The organism is Flexivirga lutea, assembly GCF_054778955.1.
Genome location: NZ_BAAGZB010000002.1, coordinates 1,135,567 through 1,151,720, shown reverse-complemented (window position 1 = coordinate 1,151,720; position 16,154 = coordinate 1,135,567). Strand labels below are relative to the sequence as shown.

Sequence of the window (16,154 nt, the reverse complement as noted above, 5' to 3'; positions counted from 1 at the left end):
GCGGCGGCCCGCACCCGCCGTACCCAACCGGCAACGGTCGCCGCTTCGCGCCGGATCCAGCCGTCGACTTGATACATCGCCATTCGATGCATATCGTTGTATGCCGCAAGCAAGTAACCCCTTGTCGTCATCCAGGAATCGTCATGCCCGTCGAGCACGCAGTTGCGATGGAGCTGTCGACCGAGCTCATCCAACTGGTCAAGAAGATCGAAGCGGTTCGCCATCACACGCCTCGGGTACACCCCGGGATCGAGCCTTCGTCGTACCCGGTGATCTTCGCGTTGCGCCGCGGCGGCCCCGCCCGCATCTCGGCGCTCGCTGAGACCGTGCACTCCGACGTCTCCACGGTCAGTCGCCAGGTGAGCAACCTGGTCTGCCACGGCCTGGTGGCCAAGGTCTCCGATCCGGACGACGGGCGCGCCCAGCGAGTGGCGCTGACCGACGAGGGTGACGCGCTCGTCCAACGCCTGCAGGACGGCCGTGGCCAGTGGTTCCAGCAGATGCTGGCCGACTGGGACGATGCCAAGGCGCGCGACTTCACCCGTTATCTGCACGAATTCATCGCGGCGCTCACCGCACAGCTCGACCAGGCACGCGCACAGGGCGCCGACCTGCCCGAATATCCGCCCACCACCCGAAAGGATCCTTCGTGACCACCTCTACGGCGACTGCTCCGGCGCCCACGGACGGTGAATACACCCATCGGCAGATCCTGACGATCCTCACCGGTCTGCTGCTCGGCATGTTCCTCGCCGCGCTCGACCAGACGATCGTCAGCACCGCGATCCGCACGATCGCCGATGATCTGCACGGGTTGTCGATCCAGGCGTGGGTCACCACGGCATACCTGATCACCTCCACGATCACCACGCCGATCTACGGCAAGCTCGGCGACCTCTACGGCCGCAAGAAGCTGTTCATCTTCGCCATCGGCGTCTTCATCATCGGCTCGGCGATGTGTTCCTTCGCGACCTCGATGTACGAACTCGCGGCGTTCCGAGCCTTCCAGGGCATCGGCGCGGGCGGCCTGATGACGCTGGTGCTGGCGATCATCGGCGACCTGGTGCCGCCGCGGGAACGTGCCAAGTACACCGGCTACTTCATGGCGACCTTCGGCACCTCCTCGGTGCTCGGCCCGGTCGTCGGCGGCTTCCTCGCCGAGACCACCTCGTTCCTGGGCGTGACCGGCTGGCGCTGGGTCTTCCTGGTCAACGTGCCGATCGGCATCGTGGCGTTCTTCGTGGTGTCGGCGACGCTGCACCTGCCGCACGTGCGGCGTGAGGCGCGCATCGACTGGTGGGGTGCCGCGGCGCTGGTCGTGGCGCTGGTGCCGCTGCTGACCGTGGCGGAACAGGGCCGCGACTGGGGCTGGGGCTCGGTCACCTCCGTCATCTGCTACCTGATCGGCATCATCGGCGTGGCCACCTTCGTGTGGATCGAGCACCGCATGGGTGACGACGCCCTGATCCCCCTGCGCATCTTCAAGCTGCGCGCCGCGTCGGTCACCATCGCCGCCAGCGTGATCGTCGGCATCGGCATGTTCGGTGGCATCACCGTGCTGCCGCTCTACATGCAGATCGTGCACGGAGCCTCGCCGATGACCTCCGGCCTGATGATGCTGCCCATGGTCGCCGGCCTGATGATCGCCGCCGTCATCTCGGGTCTGATCACGGCCAAGACCGGCAAGATCCGCGGCTTCCCGATCCTCGGCACGCTGCTGGCCACCGCCGGGCTGTTGCTGCTGTGGATCTTCGTCACCGCCGACACCAACCTGGTCTGGGTGATGGTGATGATGTTCATCACCGGCCTCGGCCTCGGCAACTGCATGCAGCCGCTGACGCTCATCGTGCAGAACGCCGTGCCGCCGCGCGAGATCGGCGTGGCCACCTCGGCCGCGACATTCTTCCGGCAGACCGGTGGCACCATCGGCGTCGCGATCTTCCTGTCGATCCTGTTCAGCACGGTCGGCGACAAGATCAAGGACGCGCTCGGCGCGGCGGTCAAGGCCGATCCGTCACTGGCGCAGCCGGCCAACCAGCAATTGCTCGGCAAGGTCGCCGCGCAGGTGCAGGACGACTCCAACATCCTCACCAAGGTGCCGGCCGACATCGCGCATCCGTTCAAGGTCGGGTTCGCCGACTCGATGGACCTGATCTTCCTGTGCGCGGCGGTGCTGATGTTCCTCGGTTTCCTGGTGCTGTTGCTGATGCCGCACGTCGAGCTGCGGGCGCAGTCGGCGCAGGCCGCCGCCGCCTCAGAGGCTGCCGGCGCGGCGAGCGCGGCGCGCGAACCCGTCGGCGTGGGCGCGGGTGCCGTGGGTCGTCACGAGGCGCTCGGGGACGAACCGGCCGACGGCGTGGGCGAGTCGATGTCGCCGCGGCACAGCGCAGACTGAGTCCGCGGCGCCCGGGAGAAATCCACCGGGATGCATGAAGGAGCGCCCGGCAGCTGCCGGGCGCTCCTTCGTTCACGGCGCAGTGATGACGGGTCAGGCCTGAGCGCTATCACCTGGGGCCCCGGGCGGTCGTGCTGGGACGCGCCGCAGAGCGCGTGCTGGGCATCGACAAGGCGATGCAGCCGTTGCACCGTCTGGCCGAGAGCTCCCACGAGTCGGTGAACCTCGCCGCGCGGGACGGTGTCGAGTCCGTGGTGCTCGCCCGCGTCCAGTCCACGCTGCCGCTGCGCTTCGTGCAGCACGTGGGTGCGCGATTCCCGCTCTACAGCACCGCGTCCGGCAAGGCGATGCTGGCGTTCGGCGACTCGACCACCGACTACCTGGCGGGCCTGCCCAACCGGCTGCCTCCGGTCGGCCCGGGCACCCTCGCCACGCGCGCCCAGCTCGAGCGGCAGCTGGAGCAGACCCACGAGCGGGGCTACTCGATCGACATCGAGGAGAACGTCGAGGGCGTGCGCTGCGTCGGGGCGCCGGTGCTCGACGGCGACGGCATCGCCCGTGCCGCGGTGGTGCTGCAGGCGCCCAGCGTGCGCATGCACAAGGACCGCATCGAGGAACTCGGCCCGGCCGTCGCGGCGACGGCCCGCGAGGTCTCTCGAGTCATACCCGATGCGAGCGTGCTGCGTTCGCAGGACTGACTGCCGCGCTCACTCGTCCTCGTCGACCATCCTCGACCAGGCCCGCCAGGCGCCGGTGTCGCCGTCGTCGTGGGCCTGGGTGATCAGCAGTCGCCCGGTCTCGATGAGGTGTCGCCGCATGGACATGGCAGCCCGCGCCGGGTCGCCGTCGGCGATGGCGTCCACGAACGGTTCGTGCTCCTCCAGCACCTCCAGGTGGGTGCGCGATCGGCCGGCGGTGTTCGCCCCGATCAGCCGGGTGGTGTCCCGCAGCTCGGCGACCAACGCCACCAGCCGGGCGTTGCCCGAGCACTCCAGGATCGTGGCGTGCAGCAGCTCGTCGGCGCCACCGAAGCCCGCGTCGTCGCCAGCACTCGCGGCGGCCCGCATCTGCCGCAGCTGCCTGCGCAGACCCCGCGCGACGGCCGTGCGACCGGCGCCGAGCCTGGCCGCACGCGCGGCGGCGTCGGGCTCCAGCGCGAGACGGAGCGCGAAGATCTCCGCGATGTCCTGGCCGGTCGGGAGCACCGCCCGGAACCCGCGCTGCGGGACGAACTCGATCAGTCCGGCATCGGCCAGGCGCAGCAGTCCCTCCCGCACCGGGCTGCGTGACATGCCGAGCTTCTCGGCCATCTCGGGCACCGAGTGGAAGATGCCGCGGCCGATCGTCCCGTCATACAGCCAGGCGCGCACCTGCGTCGCCGCGTCCTCCGCGAGAGTCATGGGTAACATGTTACCTATGTCGTTGATCTCCGCATTGCGCTCGGCCGGCCTCTCCGCACGCGACGACGACACGACGCGCGCGATCTACAGTTCGGACGCCTCGCTCTACCGGGTGCCGCCACTCGCCGTCGTCTTCCCCCGATCCTCGGACGAGGTGGCCAGCGCGTATGGCGTCGCCCGGGACGCCGGTGTCCCGTTCACCATGCGTGGTGCGGGCACCTCGGTGGCGGGCAATGCGGTCGGGCCCGGGCTCGTGGTGGACACCTCGCGGCACCTGAACCGCATCCTGGAGATCGACGGCGAGGCCCGGACCGCTCGCGTGCAGCCGGGCGTCATACAGGAGCAACTGCAGCGCGCCGCCGCGCCGCACGGGCTGCGCTTCGGGCCGGACCCGTCGACGTCGACCCGCTGCACCATCGGCGGGATGATCGGCAACAACGCGTGCGGCTCTCGCAGCCTTGGTTATGGAAGGACCGCCGACAATGTGCTCGCATTGCGCGGCTTCTTCGGGACGGCAACAGAATTCGACGTCGGGTCGCGTGTCGACGACGCCATACCGTCCGTTGAGGCGGACGCCCTGCGCCGACTGGGGCACGACAACCTGGCGCACCTCCGCACGCAGTTCGGCCGGTTCGGCCGGCAGGTGTCCGGCTATTCGCTGGAGCATCTGCTGCCCGAGCGCGGAGCCGACGTCGCACGCTTCCTGGTCGGCTCCGAGGGCACTCTCGGCGTCGTGACCGAGGCAACCGTCCGGCTGGTGCCCGACCCGAAGCACCGGCGGATGGTCGCGCTGGGTTTCACCGACATCGTCGCGGCGGGCGCCGCTTCTCCGGCGGTGCTCGCGCATCGTCCGACCGCGTGTGAGGGCCTGGATGCACGCCTCACCGACGTGGTCCGCACCCGGCGAGGGGACACCGCCGTGCCCGACCTGCCACGCGGCGGCGCGTGGTTGTTCGTGGAGATCAGCGGTGATGAGCTGCCCGAGGTCGATGCGCGGGCCGATGCGCTGGCCGCGGACTCCTCGCTCGGTGCGATCGATGCGCGCGTCGTGCGTTCAGCCGCGGAAACCGCTGCCCTGTGGCGCATCCGGGCCGACGGGGCGGGGCTGGCGGGACGGTCTCCCGCCGGAGAGCCTGCGTGGCCGGGCTGGGAGGACGCCGCGGTGCCCCCGGACCGACTGGGCGACTACCTGCGCGATTTCGACGAGTTGGTCACGGCGCACGGGCTCACGTCCGCGCCGTTCGGCCACTTCGGCGACGGGTGCATGCACGTGCGGCTGGATCTGCCGCTGCAGCGTCCGGACGCACCACAGGTGTTGCGCTCCTTCATGACCGACGCCGCCGAGCTGGTCGGCCGCTACGGTGGTTCGCTGTCCGGCGAGCACGGTGACGGCCGCGCCCGCAGTGAGCTCCTCCCGCACATGTACGACGCAACGTCCCTCGATCTCTTCGCGGCGGTCAAACGCATCTGCGATCCCGAGAACCGTCTGGCGCCAGGGGTGCTCGTCGATCCGGCACCGATCGATGCCGATCTGCGCTTCCCTACCCCGTCCGCGCCGGCAGCCCGTGGACCGAGGTCTCGATACGCGGCTCGTACCTCATCGCTCCTCGACCAGCAAGAGGGCCTCGCGCTCGCCTGGGCCTCCGACAACGGCGACTTCGGGCAGTCGGTCCACCGCTGCACCGGTGTCGGCAAGTGCCGGGCTGACAACACCGGCTCGGGCGGGGTCATGTGCCCGTCGTACCACGCGACCAAGGAGGAGAAGGACTCCACGCGCGGCCGCGCACGGGCACTGCAGGAGATGATCAACGGCTCTGTGGTGCAACGTGACTGGCGTGCACCGGAGGTGCACGAAGCACTCGATCTCTGCCTGTCGTGCAAGGGTTGCCTGTCGGACTGCCCGACCGGTGTCGACATGGCGTCGATGAAGTCGGAGGTGCTGCATCAGGCGTATGCCGGCCGTCGCCGGCCGATCTCGCACTACACGCTCGGCCGGTTGCCGCAGTGGCTGAGGCTGGCGCGGCGGACGCCACGGCTCGCGCGGATGGCGATGCGCTTCGGCGACAAGGCGGGTATGGCGAAGCGTCTCGGCGGCGTCGACCCGCGCCGTTCGATCCCGGTGATCGCAGCGACGTCCTTCGCGCAGTGGGCCGTCACCCACGGCCTGCGTCCCTATGAGCCCGGCGCTCTCGACCGGCCGGCACTGCTGTGGGTGGACACCTTCACCGACGAGTTCACGCCGGAGATCGGCACGGCGATGGTGCACGTCCTGCGCGCCGCCGGATATCAGCCGGTGCTGCCGCCGCGCGCTACCTGCTGCGGGCTGACACTCATCTCCACCGGTCAGCTGGACGCCGCGAAACGCACTCTCACCACACTGGTTTCGGCGCTCGCCCCGGCGGCTGCAGATGGCGTGCCGATCGTCGGAGTGGAACCGTCGTGCACCGCCGTGCTGCGCCACGATCTGCTGGCACTGCTCCCGGGGGATGCACGCGCCGCCCAGGTCGCCGGGGCCCCCGTCACGCTCGCCGAGCTGCTGACCCGCACCACTGACTGGAGTGCGCCGGACCTCACCGGCACGCGGGTGATCGCCCAACCGCACTGTCACCACCACGCCGTGATGTCCTGGACCGCCGACGAGCGGCTGCTGACGGCAGCGGGTGCGGAGGTTGTCCGCATCGGTGGATGTTGCGGCTTAGCAGGCAATTTCGGCGTCGAGCAGGGTCATTACGAGGTCTCGGTTGCGGTGGCGGAGAGCCACCTGCTGCCGGCGGTGCGGGACGCAGGCCCGGACGATATCATCCTGGCCGACGGTTTCTCGTGTCGCACGCAACTGCAGGACTTGGCGGGGACTTCCGCCATACATCTGGCGCAGCTGCTGGCCGGTGCTCTGCCCGCCGTGCGGTAGGCCGCACTGCTGACATACCCGATGCGTTGACTACGGCGTGCTCACCAAGCGCTGCGCACCCGGTGCGATGGATCGCAATGGGGCCGGCAGCGGGTGCGGTTTTCGCACCAGCTGCCGGCCCTCCACGTCTCGGAGCGGGAAGCTAGCCCCAGACCAGCGCCTTCGCCGGGTCCTCCAGCAACGCGGCGATGTCGGCCAGGAAGCGCGACCCGAGGTCGCCGTCGATCAGTCGGTGGTCGAACGACAGGCCGAGCTGCGTCACCTGGCGCGGCACGATCTGGTCGACGCCGTGCTCGTCGCTCACCACCCACGGCATCTTGCGGACCTGGCCGAAGCACAGGATCGCCGACTCACCGGGGTTGATGATCGGAGTGCCGGTGTCGACACCGAAGACGCCCACGTTGGTGATCGTGATCGTGCCGCCGGACATGTCGGGCGGCGGCGTGCGCCCCTCCCGGGCGGTCCCGACCAGCGCACCGAGCGCTTCGCCCAGCTCTCGCATCGACATCCGGTCGGCGTCCTTGATGTTCGGGACCACGAGGCCGCGCGGCGTCGCCGCGGCGATGCCCAGGTTGACGTAGTGCTTGACGACGATCTCCTGCGCCGCCTCGTCCCAGGTCGCGTTGACCTCCGGATTGCGTTTGATCGCAACGCACAACGCCTTGGCGAGGACCAGCAGCGGCGTGACCTTCAGGTCGCGGAAGTCGCGGTCGGACTTCAGCCGCTCGACCAGCTCCATGGTGCGGGTCATGTCGATCGTCACGAACTCGGTCACGTGCGGCGCCGTGAACGCCGACCCGACCATCGCCTGCGCGGTCATCTTGCGCACGCCCTTGACCGGGATGCGGGTCTCGCGTGCACCGTCGTATGACGCGGCAACCGCCGGCGCGGACGCAGTGGCCCCGCCGCCGGACAGGAACGCCTCCACATCGGCGCGGCTGATCACGCCGTCCTCACGGGTGGGCTGGACCTGTGACAGGTCGACACCGTTGTCCTTGGCGAACTTCCGCACCGGGGGCTTGGCCAACGCCTTGCCGCCCTTCGCGGCCGGCGCGGGAGCGGCTCCGCCGACGCGGGACCGGGTCGGAGCCGGCGCATCCTCGCGCGGCACCGGCGCGCTCGGCACGGCGTCGGTCGCGACGTGCTTGTGCAGGTCCGGTGTGGGCAATGGGTCGCCCTGACTGCCTGGTCCTTGCACACCCTCGAACGCCCGCCGGGCACGACGCTTCGTCGCGCCTTCGACGGCGCCATACCCGACGAGATTGGCGACGCGTTCGCCCGAGTCGTCGCCGGAGTCATCGGCTGCCGCGGCCGGTGCGGCCGCAGCGGGTGCATCGTCCTCCGCACCGACGACATCGACGCTCACGATCGGCGCACCGACCTCGACGGTGGCACCCTCGCTGACCAACAGCTCGACGACCTTGCCCTCCCACGGGATCGGCAACTCCACCAGGGATTTCGCGGTCTCGATCTCGACCACGATGTCGTTGACCTTGACCTGGTCGCCCGGCTTGATCTTCCAGGTGACGATGTCGGCCTCGACCAGACCCTCGCCGGGGTCGGGCAGCTTGAACTGCTTCACGCCCATGGTGTGAACTCCTTAGAAGCTGAGCGCTTGGTCGACGCTGTCGAGGATCCGGTCCAGGTCGGGCAGGAAGTCCTCCTCGTAGCGGGACGGCGGATAGGGGATGTTGTAACCGCCGACCCGCATGACCGGTGCTTCCAACGAGTAGAAGCACTCGCGCTGTACCTGCGCGGCGAGCTCGGCGCCCATGCCGAGGAAGGTCGACGCCTCGTGCACCACGACGCACCGACCGGTCTTGCGAACCGATGCGAAGATCGTCTCGGTGTCCAGCGGCGACAGCGACCGCAGATCGATGACCTCCAGCGACTTGCCCTCGCCCTGCGCCGCGCCCGCGGCGTCGAGGCAGGTCTTGACCATCGGCCCGTAGGCCAGCAGCGTCGCGTCCTCACCTGCGCGGGCCACGCGGGCGCTGTGCAGCGGCAGCGGTGCACCGGCCGCCTCGTCCAGCTCGACCTCGGCCCGCTCGTGATAGCGGCGCTTCGGCTCGTAGAACATCACCGGGTCGTCGGAGGCGATCGCCTGCTGGATCATCCAGTAGGCGTCGGCCGGGTCGGCACAGCTGACCGTCCGCAGGCCCGCGGTGTGGGCGAAGTAGGCCTCGTTGGACTCCGAGTGGTGCTCGACGGCGCCGATGCCACCGCCGAACGGGACGCGGATGACCAGGGGCAGCTTCAGGTGCCCGAGCGACCGCGCGTGCATCTTGGCGACCTGGCTGATGATCTGGTCGAACGCCGGATAGATGAACCCGTCGAACTGGATCTCGACCACCGGGCGGTAGCCGCGCAGCGCCAGGCCGATCGCGGTGCCGACGATGCCGGACTCGGCCAGCGGGGTGTCGATGACGCGGTCCTCGCCGAAGTCCTTCTGCAGCCCCTCGGTGATCCGGAAGACGCCGCCGAGCTTGCCGACGTCCTCGCCCATGAGCACGACCTTGGGGTCGTCCTCCATGGCCTTGCGCATGCCGGCGTTCAATCCCTTGGCGAGGGAGAGCTTCTGAGCAGCCATCAGTGACCACCCTCCGATCCGGCGAAGGACTCTTGGTAGGCGATGAACTCCGCCTTCTCCCGCTCGACCACGGGATGCGGGTCGACGTAGATGTCGTCGAACATCGCCGGCTTCGGCGGGTTGGGCATCTCCTGGCAAGCCTTGCGGATCCGAGCCGCCAGCTCGTCGGCCTCCCTGTCGACGGCGTCGAAGAACTCTTCGTCGGCGTGGCCCTTGGTCGACAGAAAGCCGCGCATGCGGGCGATCGGGTCCTTCTCGCGCCAGATGTCCACCTCGGCGGCGATGCGGTATTTGGTCGGGTCGTCCGACGTGGTGTGCGCACCCATGCGGTAGGTGAACGCCTCGATCAGGGTCGGGCCCTGACCGGCACGAGCGGCGTCCATCGCGGCCTTCGTCACGGCATACACGGCCAGCACGTCGTTGCCGTCGACCCGGACGCCCGGGAAGCCGAAGCCGCGTGCGCGCTGGTATGGCGGAATGCGGAACTGCTTGTAGTTGGGCTCACTGATGGCCCACTGGTTGTTCTGGACGAAGAACACCATCGGCGCGTTCGCGACCCCGGCGAAGACCAGCGCCTCGTTGAAGTCGCCCTGCGCGGTGCCGCCGTCACCGGTGAACGCCATGACGGCGGTGTCGCGGTCGAGGTCCCCGGTGCCCACCGCACCGTCGCGCTGTACCCCCATCGCATAACCGGTCGCGTGCAGCATCTGGTTGCCGATGACGATCGTGTAGAGGTGAAAGTTGTTGGCGTTGCTGTCCCAGCCGCCGTGGTTGACGCCTCGGAACATGCCCAGCAGGTTCTCCGGCGGGACGTCGCGGCACCAGGCGACACCGTGCTCGCGATAACCGGGGAAGGCGTAGTCCTGCGGTCGCATCGCGCGGCCGGCACCGACCTGCGCGGCCTCCTGACCCAACAACGACGGCCACAAGCCGAGTTCGCCCTGCCGCTGCAGCGCATGGCCCTCGGCGTCGATCCGGCGCACCAGCACCAGATCGCGGTACATCGAGCGACCGTCCTCACCGGTCATGTCCTCGACGATCTGCGCGTAATCGGCGTTGGCGTCGGTCGTCGGCAGGCGATTGCCGTCACCGTCGACGAACTGCACCATGTCGGGGCCGCCATCGGTGATGTCGTGCTCCATCGGACCTGTCACCACCGTCTCGTGATGTCTCACGGGGCCCGGCGTCGACGGCGCCGAATCCATTGCATCGTCAGGCATGGTTCTCCTTCTCGGGCGGCCGCGGGCCGGGTGTGCCGCGACGTGTCGTGCGCCTGCGCCGGGGTCGCCGGGCAGGCGCTGAGCGGCCTCGCCATACGTTCGGAGTGGGTGTCCGTGGGGTATGACGCGGCTCACATTGCCTTACGCGGGAAGATTACCTTTGCGGCGTCCGACCGCCGAATCGGGAGGGCTACCAGCGAGTAGCGAACTGTGCCGCCACTTCGAGCAGCCGATTCGTCGCCTCGACCTCGCCGACACTGCAGCGCACGCCGTCACCTGCGAACGGCCGCACCACCACACCGGCGGCCTCCGCTGCCGCCGCGAAGTCGAGGGTCTTGTCACCGAGCGGCAACCAGACGAAGTTGGCCTGGGTGTCGGGGACCGGATAGCCCAGATCGCGCAGCCCGATCAGTAACCGGTCACGCTCGGCGACCAGCGCCTGGACCCGCTCGTCGAGTTCGTCGTATGCCGCCAGGCTGGCGATCGCGGCCTGCTGAGCCACGTGCGAGACACCGAACGGCACCGCCGCGGTGCGTAGTGCCGATGCGACCTGCTCGTGCGCGATGCAGTAGCCGACCCGGAGTCCGGCGAGTCCGTAGGCCTTCGAAAAGGTCCGGAGCACAGCGATATTCGGCCGCGAGCGCCATACGGACAGGGCGTCCGCGGCGTCGGTGTCGTGGTTGAACTCCAGGTAGGCCTCGTCGAGCACGACCAGCACGTCGGACGGCACCCGCTCCAGGAACTCCTCCAGCTCCGCGGCATGCACCGCCGGGCCGGTCGGGTTGTTGGGGCTGCAGACGATCACCAGGCGGGTGCGTTCGGTGATCGCGTCGGCCATCGCTGTCAGGTCGTGCCGGCTTTCGCCGTCCAGCGGCACCTGCACGCCGGTGGCGCCGGACAGCCCGACGACGATCGGGTAGGCCTCGAAGGAGCGCCACGCATAGACGACCTCGTCGCCGGCCTCGCAGGTGATCTGCAGCAGCGTCCCGAGCAGCCCGACGCTGCCGGTCCCGGTCGCGATCTCGTCGGCCTGCACGTCGAAGTGCTTCGCGATCGCCTCGCGCAGGTCGACCGTCCCCATGTCGGGGTAGCGGTTCATCGTCTGCAGGGCGTCCTGCACCACCTGCAGCACGGACGGCAGTGGCGGATAAGGGTTCTCGTTGCTGCTGATCTTGTAGGTCGTCCGTCCGGGCTGCTCAGCCGCCGGCTTGCCCGCGACGTAACGGGGGATGGACTCGAGGGTCGCTCGCAGTCGGACGGTCCCCGGTGTGGCGTCAGTCATTCCTTCTACCGCTCCTCTGTCCTCTGCTGCGGGCCTCACTACGTTCGTGTCCTCGCATCGGTCGGCGCTCATCTTCCGCAGCTTAGGACCCCGCGGCAGGCGCGTTCGCGGCGGTCGCGAGCGTCATACATGACAAGCTGGACCCATGAAGAACTTCCTGGTCAAGACCGGTATCAACGCTGTCGCGCTGTGGATCGCCGCGATCGTCGTGCCAGGCATCACGCTGGCTCAGGACAGCAAGTCGACGAGTTCCAAGGTGCTGACGATCATCGTCGTCGCCATCGTCTTCGGCGTCATCAACGCGATCGTGAAGCCGATCGCGCACTTCCTGTCGTTCCCGCTCATCTTCCTGACGCTCGGGTTGTTCACCTTCGTGGTGAACGCCTTCATGCTGCAGATCCTGTCGTGGCTGTCCGACAGCCTGGGGCTGTCCTTCCACATCGACGACTTCTTCTGGGCGGCGATCCTCGGCGCGCTCGTGGTGTCGTTCGTCAGCATGCTGATCAACATGCTGTTGCCGGACGAGCTCGAGGCCCGCTGAGTCCTCACCAGGACGGCGGGCGGCCGTCCTCCAGATAGACGGTGCCGGCTCCGGAATCCAGGGCGGCGAGCGCGCGCTCGGCGGCACGGACCGTGTAATCGGCTGCGTGCTCGGCGAGTTCGGACAGGTCGCACCAGTGCACGGCCCGGATCTCCCGTGCCTCCAGCTGTATGGCGGACAGCTGCTCCGCCGGCACGGTGACTTCGAAGAGGAACAACGTCGCGTCGTCCCAGCCACGCCAGGCCGGCAGCCAACTGACGGCGGCCAGCGAATGCACCCGGGCGGTCACTCCGAGCTCTTCGTGCAGTTCGCGCACGACCGCGGACGCAGGCGACTCCATCGGATCGACAACGCCTCCGGGCAGGTCCCAGGGCTTCTTGTAGACCAGCTCGCACACCAGTAGCCGGCCGGATTCGTCACGGACGAGCGCCTGGGCGATGGTGCGCTTGGTCGGCAGCGAGGTGTTGAGCCATGCGGTGAACGCGTCGCGGGTGCCCGGCTCGGGGTCGCTCGCGAGTCGGCCGAGGACGATCGCGTCGGCACCGTCGCGGAACTCGCGCAGCACCCCTTCGGTGCGCAGGCCCGCTTGCGCTGCCGTGCGGAGCGCGGACCGGTTGGTGCGGGCGACATACGCCTCGACCCGGCGCAGCCCGAGATGGGTGAAGCCGTGCGCGATCACGGCTCGCAACGCAGCTGCCGCGAGACCGCGCCCACGGGATCCGGGCCGGAGTTGCCACGCCAATTGGCCTGCGCCGTCTCGATGCTCGGGCAGTCGCAAAGCCACCAGCCCGGCGAAGGCGTCCGCGTCGTCGATCGCGAAGACGTGCACACCGTCGTCGCCCACCCAGCCGGGCACGCCGTGTTCGAGCGGCGGGACGTCGCCGGAGACCAGCCGGCGCAGCTCGCGTCCGTCGCCCAGGATCGGTGCATGGTGCGGCGCCTGCGTCATACCCCCACCCTTGCAGAGTCGTCGCCGCACCAGAAAGGGCTGTGCCCCCGCACGCCGTATGGCGCGTGGGGGCACAGCCCTGTCGTGCTGACGACCGCGATCAGCCGGTGACCGGGAGGGTGGTGGTCGTCGGCGTCGGCGTCGGCGGCTCCGTGGTGGGAGGCGCCGTCGTCGGCGGCGTCGACGTCGGCGGGTTGGTCGTCGAGGTCGGCGGCGGGGTAGTGGTCGTCGAGGTCGGCGGCGGGGTAGTCGTCGTCGAGGTCGGCGGGGTGGTGGTCGTCGACGTGGCCGGCGGCGGCGTCGTAGCCGCCGCGCAGTCGGCGCCGGTCAGCGCGACGTACGTCCCAGGCGAAAGGCTCGGCATGGAGATGTAGGCCCCGACCAGGTGCCCACCCACGGTCTTCGACGCGAACGAGACGGTGCCCACTGCGTTCGAATTGGTGAATGTCGCGAGCGACACCGAGCCCCCGGTGTGGACGCCTGCGGCACCGCCACCGGAGACCAGCACGCTCGGCTTGCCGGCCACACACGTGGTGGTCACCGTCACGGCGGCACCGCCCGCAGCCGACCGGAAAGTCGCCGGACCGGCAGCCGCGGCACTGGCAGAGGCTGCGCCCGCGAACTCCACGCCGTACGGATCTGAGTAGGTGCCCGTTTTCCAGCCTTGGGACTGGCCGCTCGTCGGGTCACTCCACGCGACGCCATAGAACGAATTGCGAGGTGCGGCAGAGCTGGTGCCGCCGGTCATGATCAGCCCCGAAGCAGCAGCGACACCTGCCACCAATGAAGCCCCGAACAACGCAGTGTTGCGTCTCATGGTCTTGCTCCCCTTCACTTCAGTTGTCGAAAAGTACGTCTGCCGGCGGCGCGGATCGGTGCCGGGCACCAGCCCACGCCGCCGGATCGAGCTGTGGATCTCGGCCGAATGTCACTTACCGAAGGACGTCAGGAAGCTGCCGCTGGGCTCGCCCAGACCGGTCACGTTGTCCCAGCCGGTCGCCACGCGCAGCGAGTCGGACGGCTGCGCCAGGCCCTCGAGCACGTAGTGGCCGTTCTTGAGTTGACCGAAGACCATGCCGTACTTGCCGGCCGTCGTCGCCTTGACGTCGGTGAGGTTGGAGGTCCCCCGCAGCTTGTAGAAGTAGGGCGCGGCGTTGCCGACCTTGCGACCGGTCAGCGCCTTGGACGACGCCACCAGGGCGGCGACCAGCGGCGAGGACTGGCTGGTGCCGCCGCTCGTCGTGCCGGTCGCGCCATCGAAGGTGAGCACGATGCCGGTTGCCGGGTCGGCGACGGCACTGACGTCCGGGATCGTCCGCTTGGTCGTCGACCCCTTGACCACACCCTTCTGCCACGCCGGCTGGGCGTAGTCACGGCTCACGCCACCACCCGCACCGACCGAGTTGCCGAAGTAGGGGTAGCGAGTGATGCCGGCGGTGCTGGTCGCCTTGGGCTGGTCCCAGAGGCTGGTCGACCAGCCGACGGTGAACTGCCGGGTGCCCGCCTTGTTGAGCGCCACGGCGGTGCCGCCGACCGCGGTGAAGAACGGCGAGGTGGCCGGGTAGCTCGGCTCCTTGGCGCGGGTCGGCGTGACGTCGCCCTCCTGGATGCTTCCGTCACCCATGTCGCCACTGCTCGCGAACAGGCTGATGCCGGTCAGCGAGGCGCGCGCAGCGATGCGGTCGAACTGTTGCTTGAAGCTCTTGCTCTGACCGGACTCGTCACCACCCCATGACATCGAGATGGTGCTCACCTTGTGCTGGGTGACTGCCTTGTTGAAGATGCTCAGCAGGGCTGCGTCGGTGCTGTCGGAGGCACCGTAGTAGGTGATCGACGACTTCGGCGAGATGTAGTGCGAGGTCTGCACGTCCATGTCCTGCTCGCCGTAGTCGGGCTTCAGGCAGGCGCTGTCCTTCGCCTTGCTCTCCGGAGCCGACTGGTCGGAGTAGCTGGTCAGCGTCGGGTAGTCGAACGCCGACGAGACCGCGTTGGCCTTGGACTTCGCTGCCTTGTCGGAGCACCAGAGCAGGATGCCGATGTTGGCCTTGGCCGTGGACGCCTTGCCGGCGTTGTAGAGCTTCACGGTCTGTTGCGGGCTGTAGCCGCACATCATGTTGGAGGTGCTCGGGAATTTCAGCGCCGTCACCGCGGAGTACTGGGCCCAGTAAGCCGAGCACTTGTTCGACGGCGTCGCCGCAGCGGCAGCCTTGCCGCCCGGCAGGGCGCGCCTGTTCGAGAACGGCGACTCGGTGTGCTGCGCCGAACGCACCGAGGTCAGCGGACGCCGGGTGCCGAGCGTGTCCAGCGGGCCGGTGTGTCGGCTGCTGACCGTGGTGAGGCCGGCGACGTTGACGACGCCGAGTGACTTGGGCACCAACGGGTCGGTGTTCGGCGCGAAGCCCGTGTCGGAGCCGAGGGCGACCCGCTGCATCTTGAGCGAGAACGCCTTGTTGACGGTGCGGACCGGCGCGGTGACGGTCACCAGACCGGTGACCGCGTCCTTGGCGGTGACCTTGAGGCCCTCGCTCTTGGCCCAGTCCGCGACCTTCTGCAGCGACGCTGGGGATGCGCCGAAGAGCTGCTTGTACTGCGCCGGTGAGATGACAGCGCCGTTGGCCAGCATGCGGTTCATCAGCGCCTGGTTCCGCAGCGGGACGGCGATCGACAGGTCGATGTCGGCGCTGGTGGATGCGGCACTCAGAGTGCGCAGGTTGCCGTGGTCGGGCAGTGCGGCGCGACCGGAGTTGGTCAATCGCACCTTGTCGCTGCCCTTGCCGGCGGCGTGCGCCATGGTGGCACCCGTGCCCGCCATTGCGATGGCCGTTGTCAGCGCGACAGCTCCTGTCGCGATGTGACGACGCTTCATCAA

13 protein-coding genes are annotated in these 16,154 nt (G+C 69.0%); 6 read left to right on the top strand and 7 right to left on the bottom strand.

The genetic code is table 11. The features are described 5' to 3' along the window. The first annotated feature begins 143 nt into the window (after positions 1-143). The 3 genes from ACYVBN_RS11895 to ACYVBN_RS11885 all read left to right on the top strand — a co-directional run bounded on the left by ACYVBN_RS11895 (position 144) and on the right by ACYVBN_RS11885 (position 3,093). A complete protein-coding gene (locus ACYVBN_RS11895) occupies positions 144-653 on the top strand; it encodes a MarR family winged helix-turn-helix transcriptional regulator (protein WP_460600698.1) in 510 nt (169 codons plus the stop codon). Beyond that, positions 650-2,395, top strand: a complete 1,746-nt coding sequence (locus ACYVBN_RS11890) for an MDR family MFS transporter (RefSeq protein WP_460600697.1) — start codon at positions 650-652, stop codon at positions 2,393-2,395. Before ACYVBN_RS11895 ends, ACYVBN_RS11890 begins: the two co-directional genes overlap by 4 nt. A gap of 131 nt (positions 2,396-2,526) precedes the next feature. After that, complete coding sequence (locus ACYVBN_RS11885) at positions 2,527-3,093, top strand: IclR family transcriptional regulator (RefSeq protein ID WP_460600696.1); 567 nt, start codon at positions 2,527-2,529, stop codon at positions 3,091-3,093. Positions 3,094-3,102: 9 nt separating this feature from the next. Here ACYVBN_RS11885 and ACYVBN_RS11880 read toward each other — a convergent pair whose 3' ends face one another. Then, positions 3,103-3,795, bottom strand: a complete 693-nt coding sequence (locus ACYVBN_RS11880; RefSeq protein WP_460600695.1) for a GntR family transcriptional regulator — start codon at positions 3,793-3,795, stop codon at positions 3,103-3,105. 16 nt (positions 3,796-3,811) lie between these two features. Between ACYVBN_RS11880 and ACYVBN_RS11875 the strand changes: the two genes are divergently transcribed. After that, on the top strand, positions 3,812-6,703 hold the full coding sequence (locus ACYVBN_RS11875) for an FAD-binding and (Fe-S)-binding domain-containing protein (protein ID WP_460600694.1): 2,892 nt from the start codon (positions 3,812-3,814) through the stop codon (positions 6,701-6,703). 142 nt (positions 6,704-6,845) lie between these two features. Here ACYVBN_RS11875 and ACYVBN_RS11870 read toward each other — a convergent pair whose 3' ends face one another. The 4 genes from ACYVBN_RS11870 to hisC form a co-directional block, all read right to left on the bottom strand. Continuing rightward, complete coding sequence (locus tag ACYVBN_RS11870) at positions 6,846-8,291, bottom strand: dihydrolipoamide acetyltransferase family protein (protein WP_460600693.1); 1,446 nt, start codon at positions 8,289-8,291, stop codon at positions 6,846-6,848. A gap of 12 nt (positions 8,292-8,303) precedes the next feature. Further along, positions 8,304-9,293, bottom strand: a complete 990-nt coding sequence (locus ACYVBN_RS11865) for an alpha-ketoacid dehydrogenase subunit beta (RefSeq protein WP_460600692.1) — start codon at positions 9,291-9,293, stop codon at positions 8,304-8,306. Continuing rightward, positions 9,293-10,513 carry a thiamine pyrophosphate-dependent dehydrogenase E1 component subunit alpha gene (gene pdhA, locus ACYVBN_RS11860; protein WP_460600691.1) on the bottom strand — a complete coding sequence of 407 codons (1,221 nt, stop codon included), beginning with the start codon at positions 10,511-10,513 and terminating at the stop codon, positions 9,293-9,295. Before pdhA ends, ACYVBN_RS11865 begins: the two co-directional genes overlap by 1 nt. 190 nt (positions 10,514-10,703) lie before the next feature. Continuing rightward, complete coding sequence (gene hisC / locus ACYVBN_RS11855; protein WP_460600690.1) at positions 10,704-11,795, bottom strand: pyridoxal phosphate-dependent aminotransferase; 1,092 nt, start codon at positions 11,793-11,795, stop codon at positions 10,704-10,706. A 145-nt stretch (positions 11,796-11,940) separates the two neighbouring features. On the opposite strand from hisC, the gene ACYVBN_RS11850 reads away from it, so the two are divergent. After that, complete coding sequence (locus ACYVBN_RS11850; protein WP_440282177.1) at positions 11,941-12,336, top strand: phage holin family protein; 396 nt, start codon at positions 11,941-11,943, stop codon at positions 12,334-12,336. A gap of 4 nt (positions 12,337-12,340) precedes the next feature. On the opposite strand, the gene ACYVBN_RS11845 is transcribed toward ACYVBN_RS11850, so the two are convergent. After that, a complete protein-coding gene (locus tag ACYVBN_RS11845; protein WP_460600689.1) occupies positions 12,341-13,285 on the bottom strand; it encodes an NUDIX hydrolase in 945 nt (314 codons plus the stop codon). A 107-nt stretch (positions 13,286-13,392) separates the two neighbouring features. Here ACYVBN_RS11845 and ACYVBN_RS11840 point away from each other — a divergent pair, with 107 nt between their 5' ends. Continuing rightward, positions 13,393-13,659, top strand: a complete 267-nt coding sequence (locus tag ACYVBN_RS11840) for a hypothetical protein (protein WP_460600688.1) — start codon at positions 13,393-13,395, stop codon at positions 13,657-13,659. Positions 13,660-14,213: 554 nt separating this feature from the next. On the opposite strand, the gene ACYVBN_RS11835 is transcribed toward ACYVBN_RS11840, so the two are convergent. After that, positions 14,214-16,151 carry a S53 family peptidase gene (locus tag ACYVBN_RS11835; RefSeq protein WP_460600687.1) on the bottom strand — a complete coding sequence of 646 codons (1,938 nt, stop codon included), beginning with the start codon at positions 16,149-16,151 and terminating at the stop codon, positions 14,214-14,216. Between the last annotated feature and the right edge of the window lie 3 nt (positions 16,152-16,154).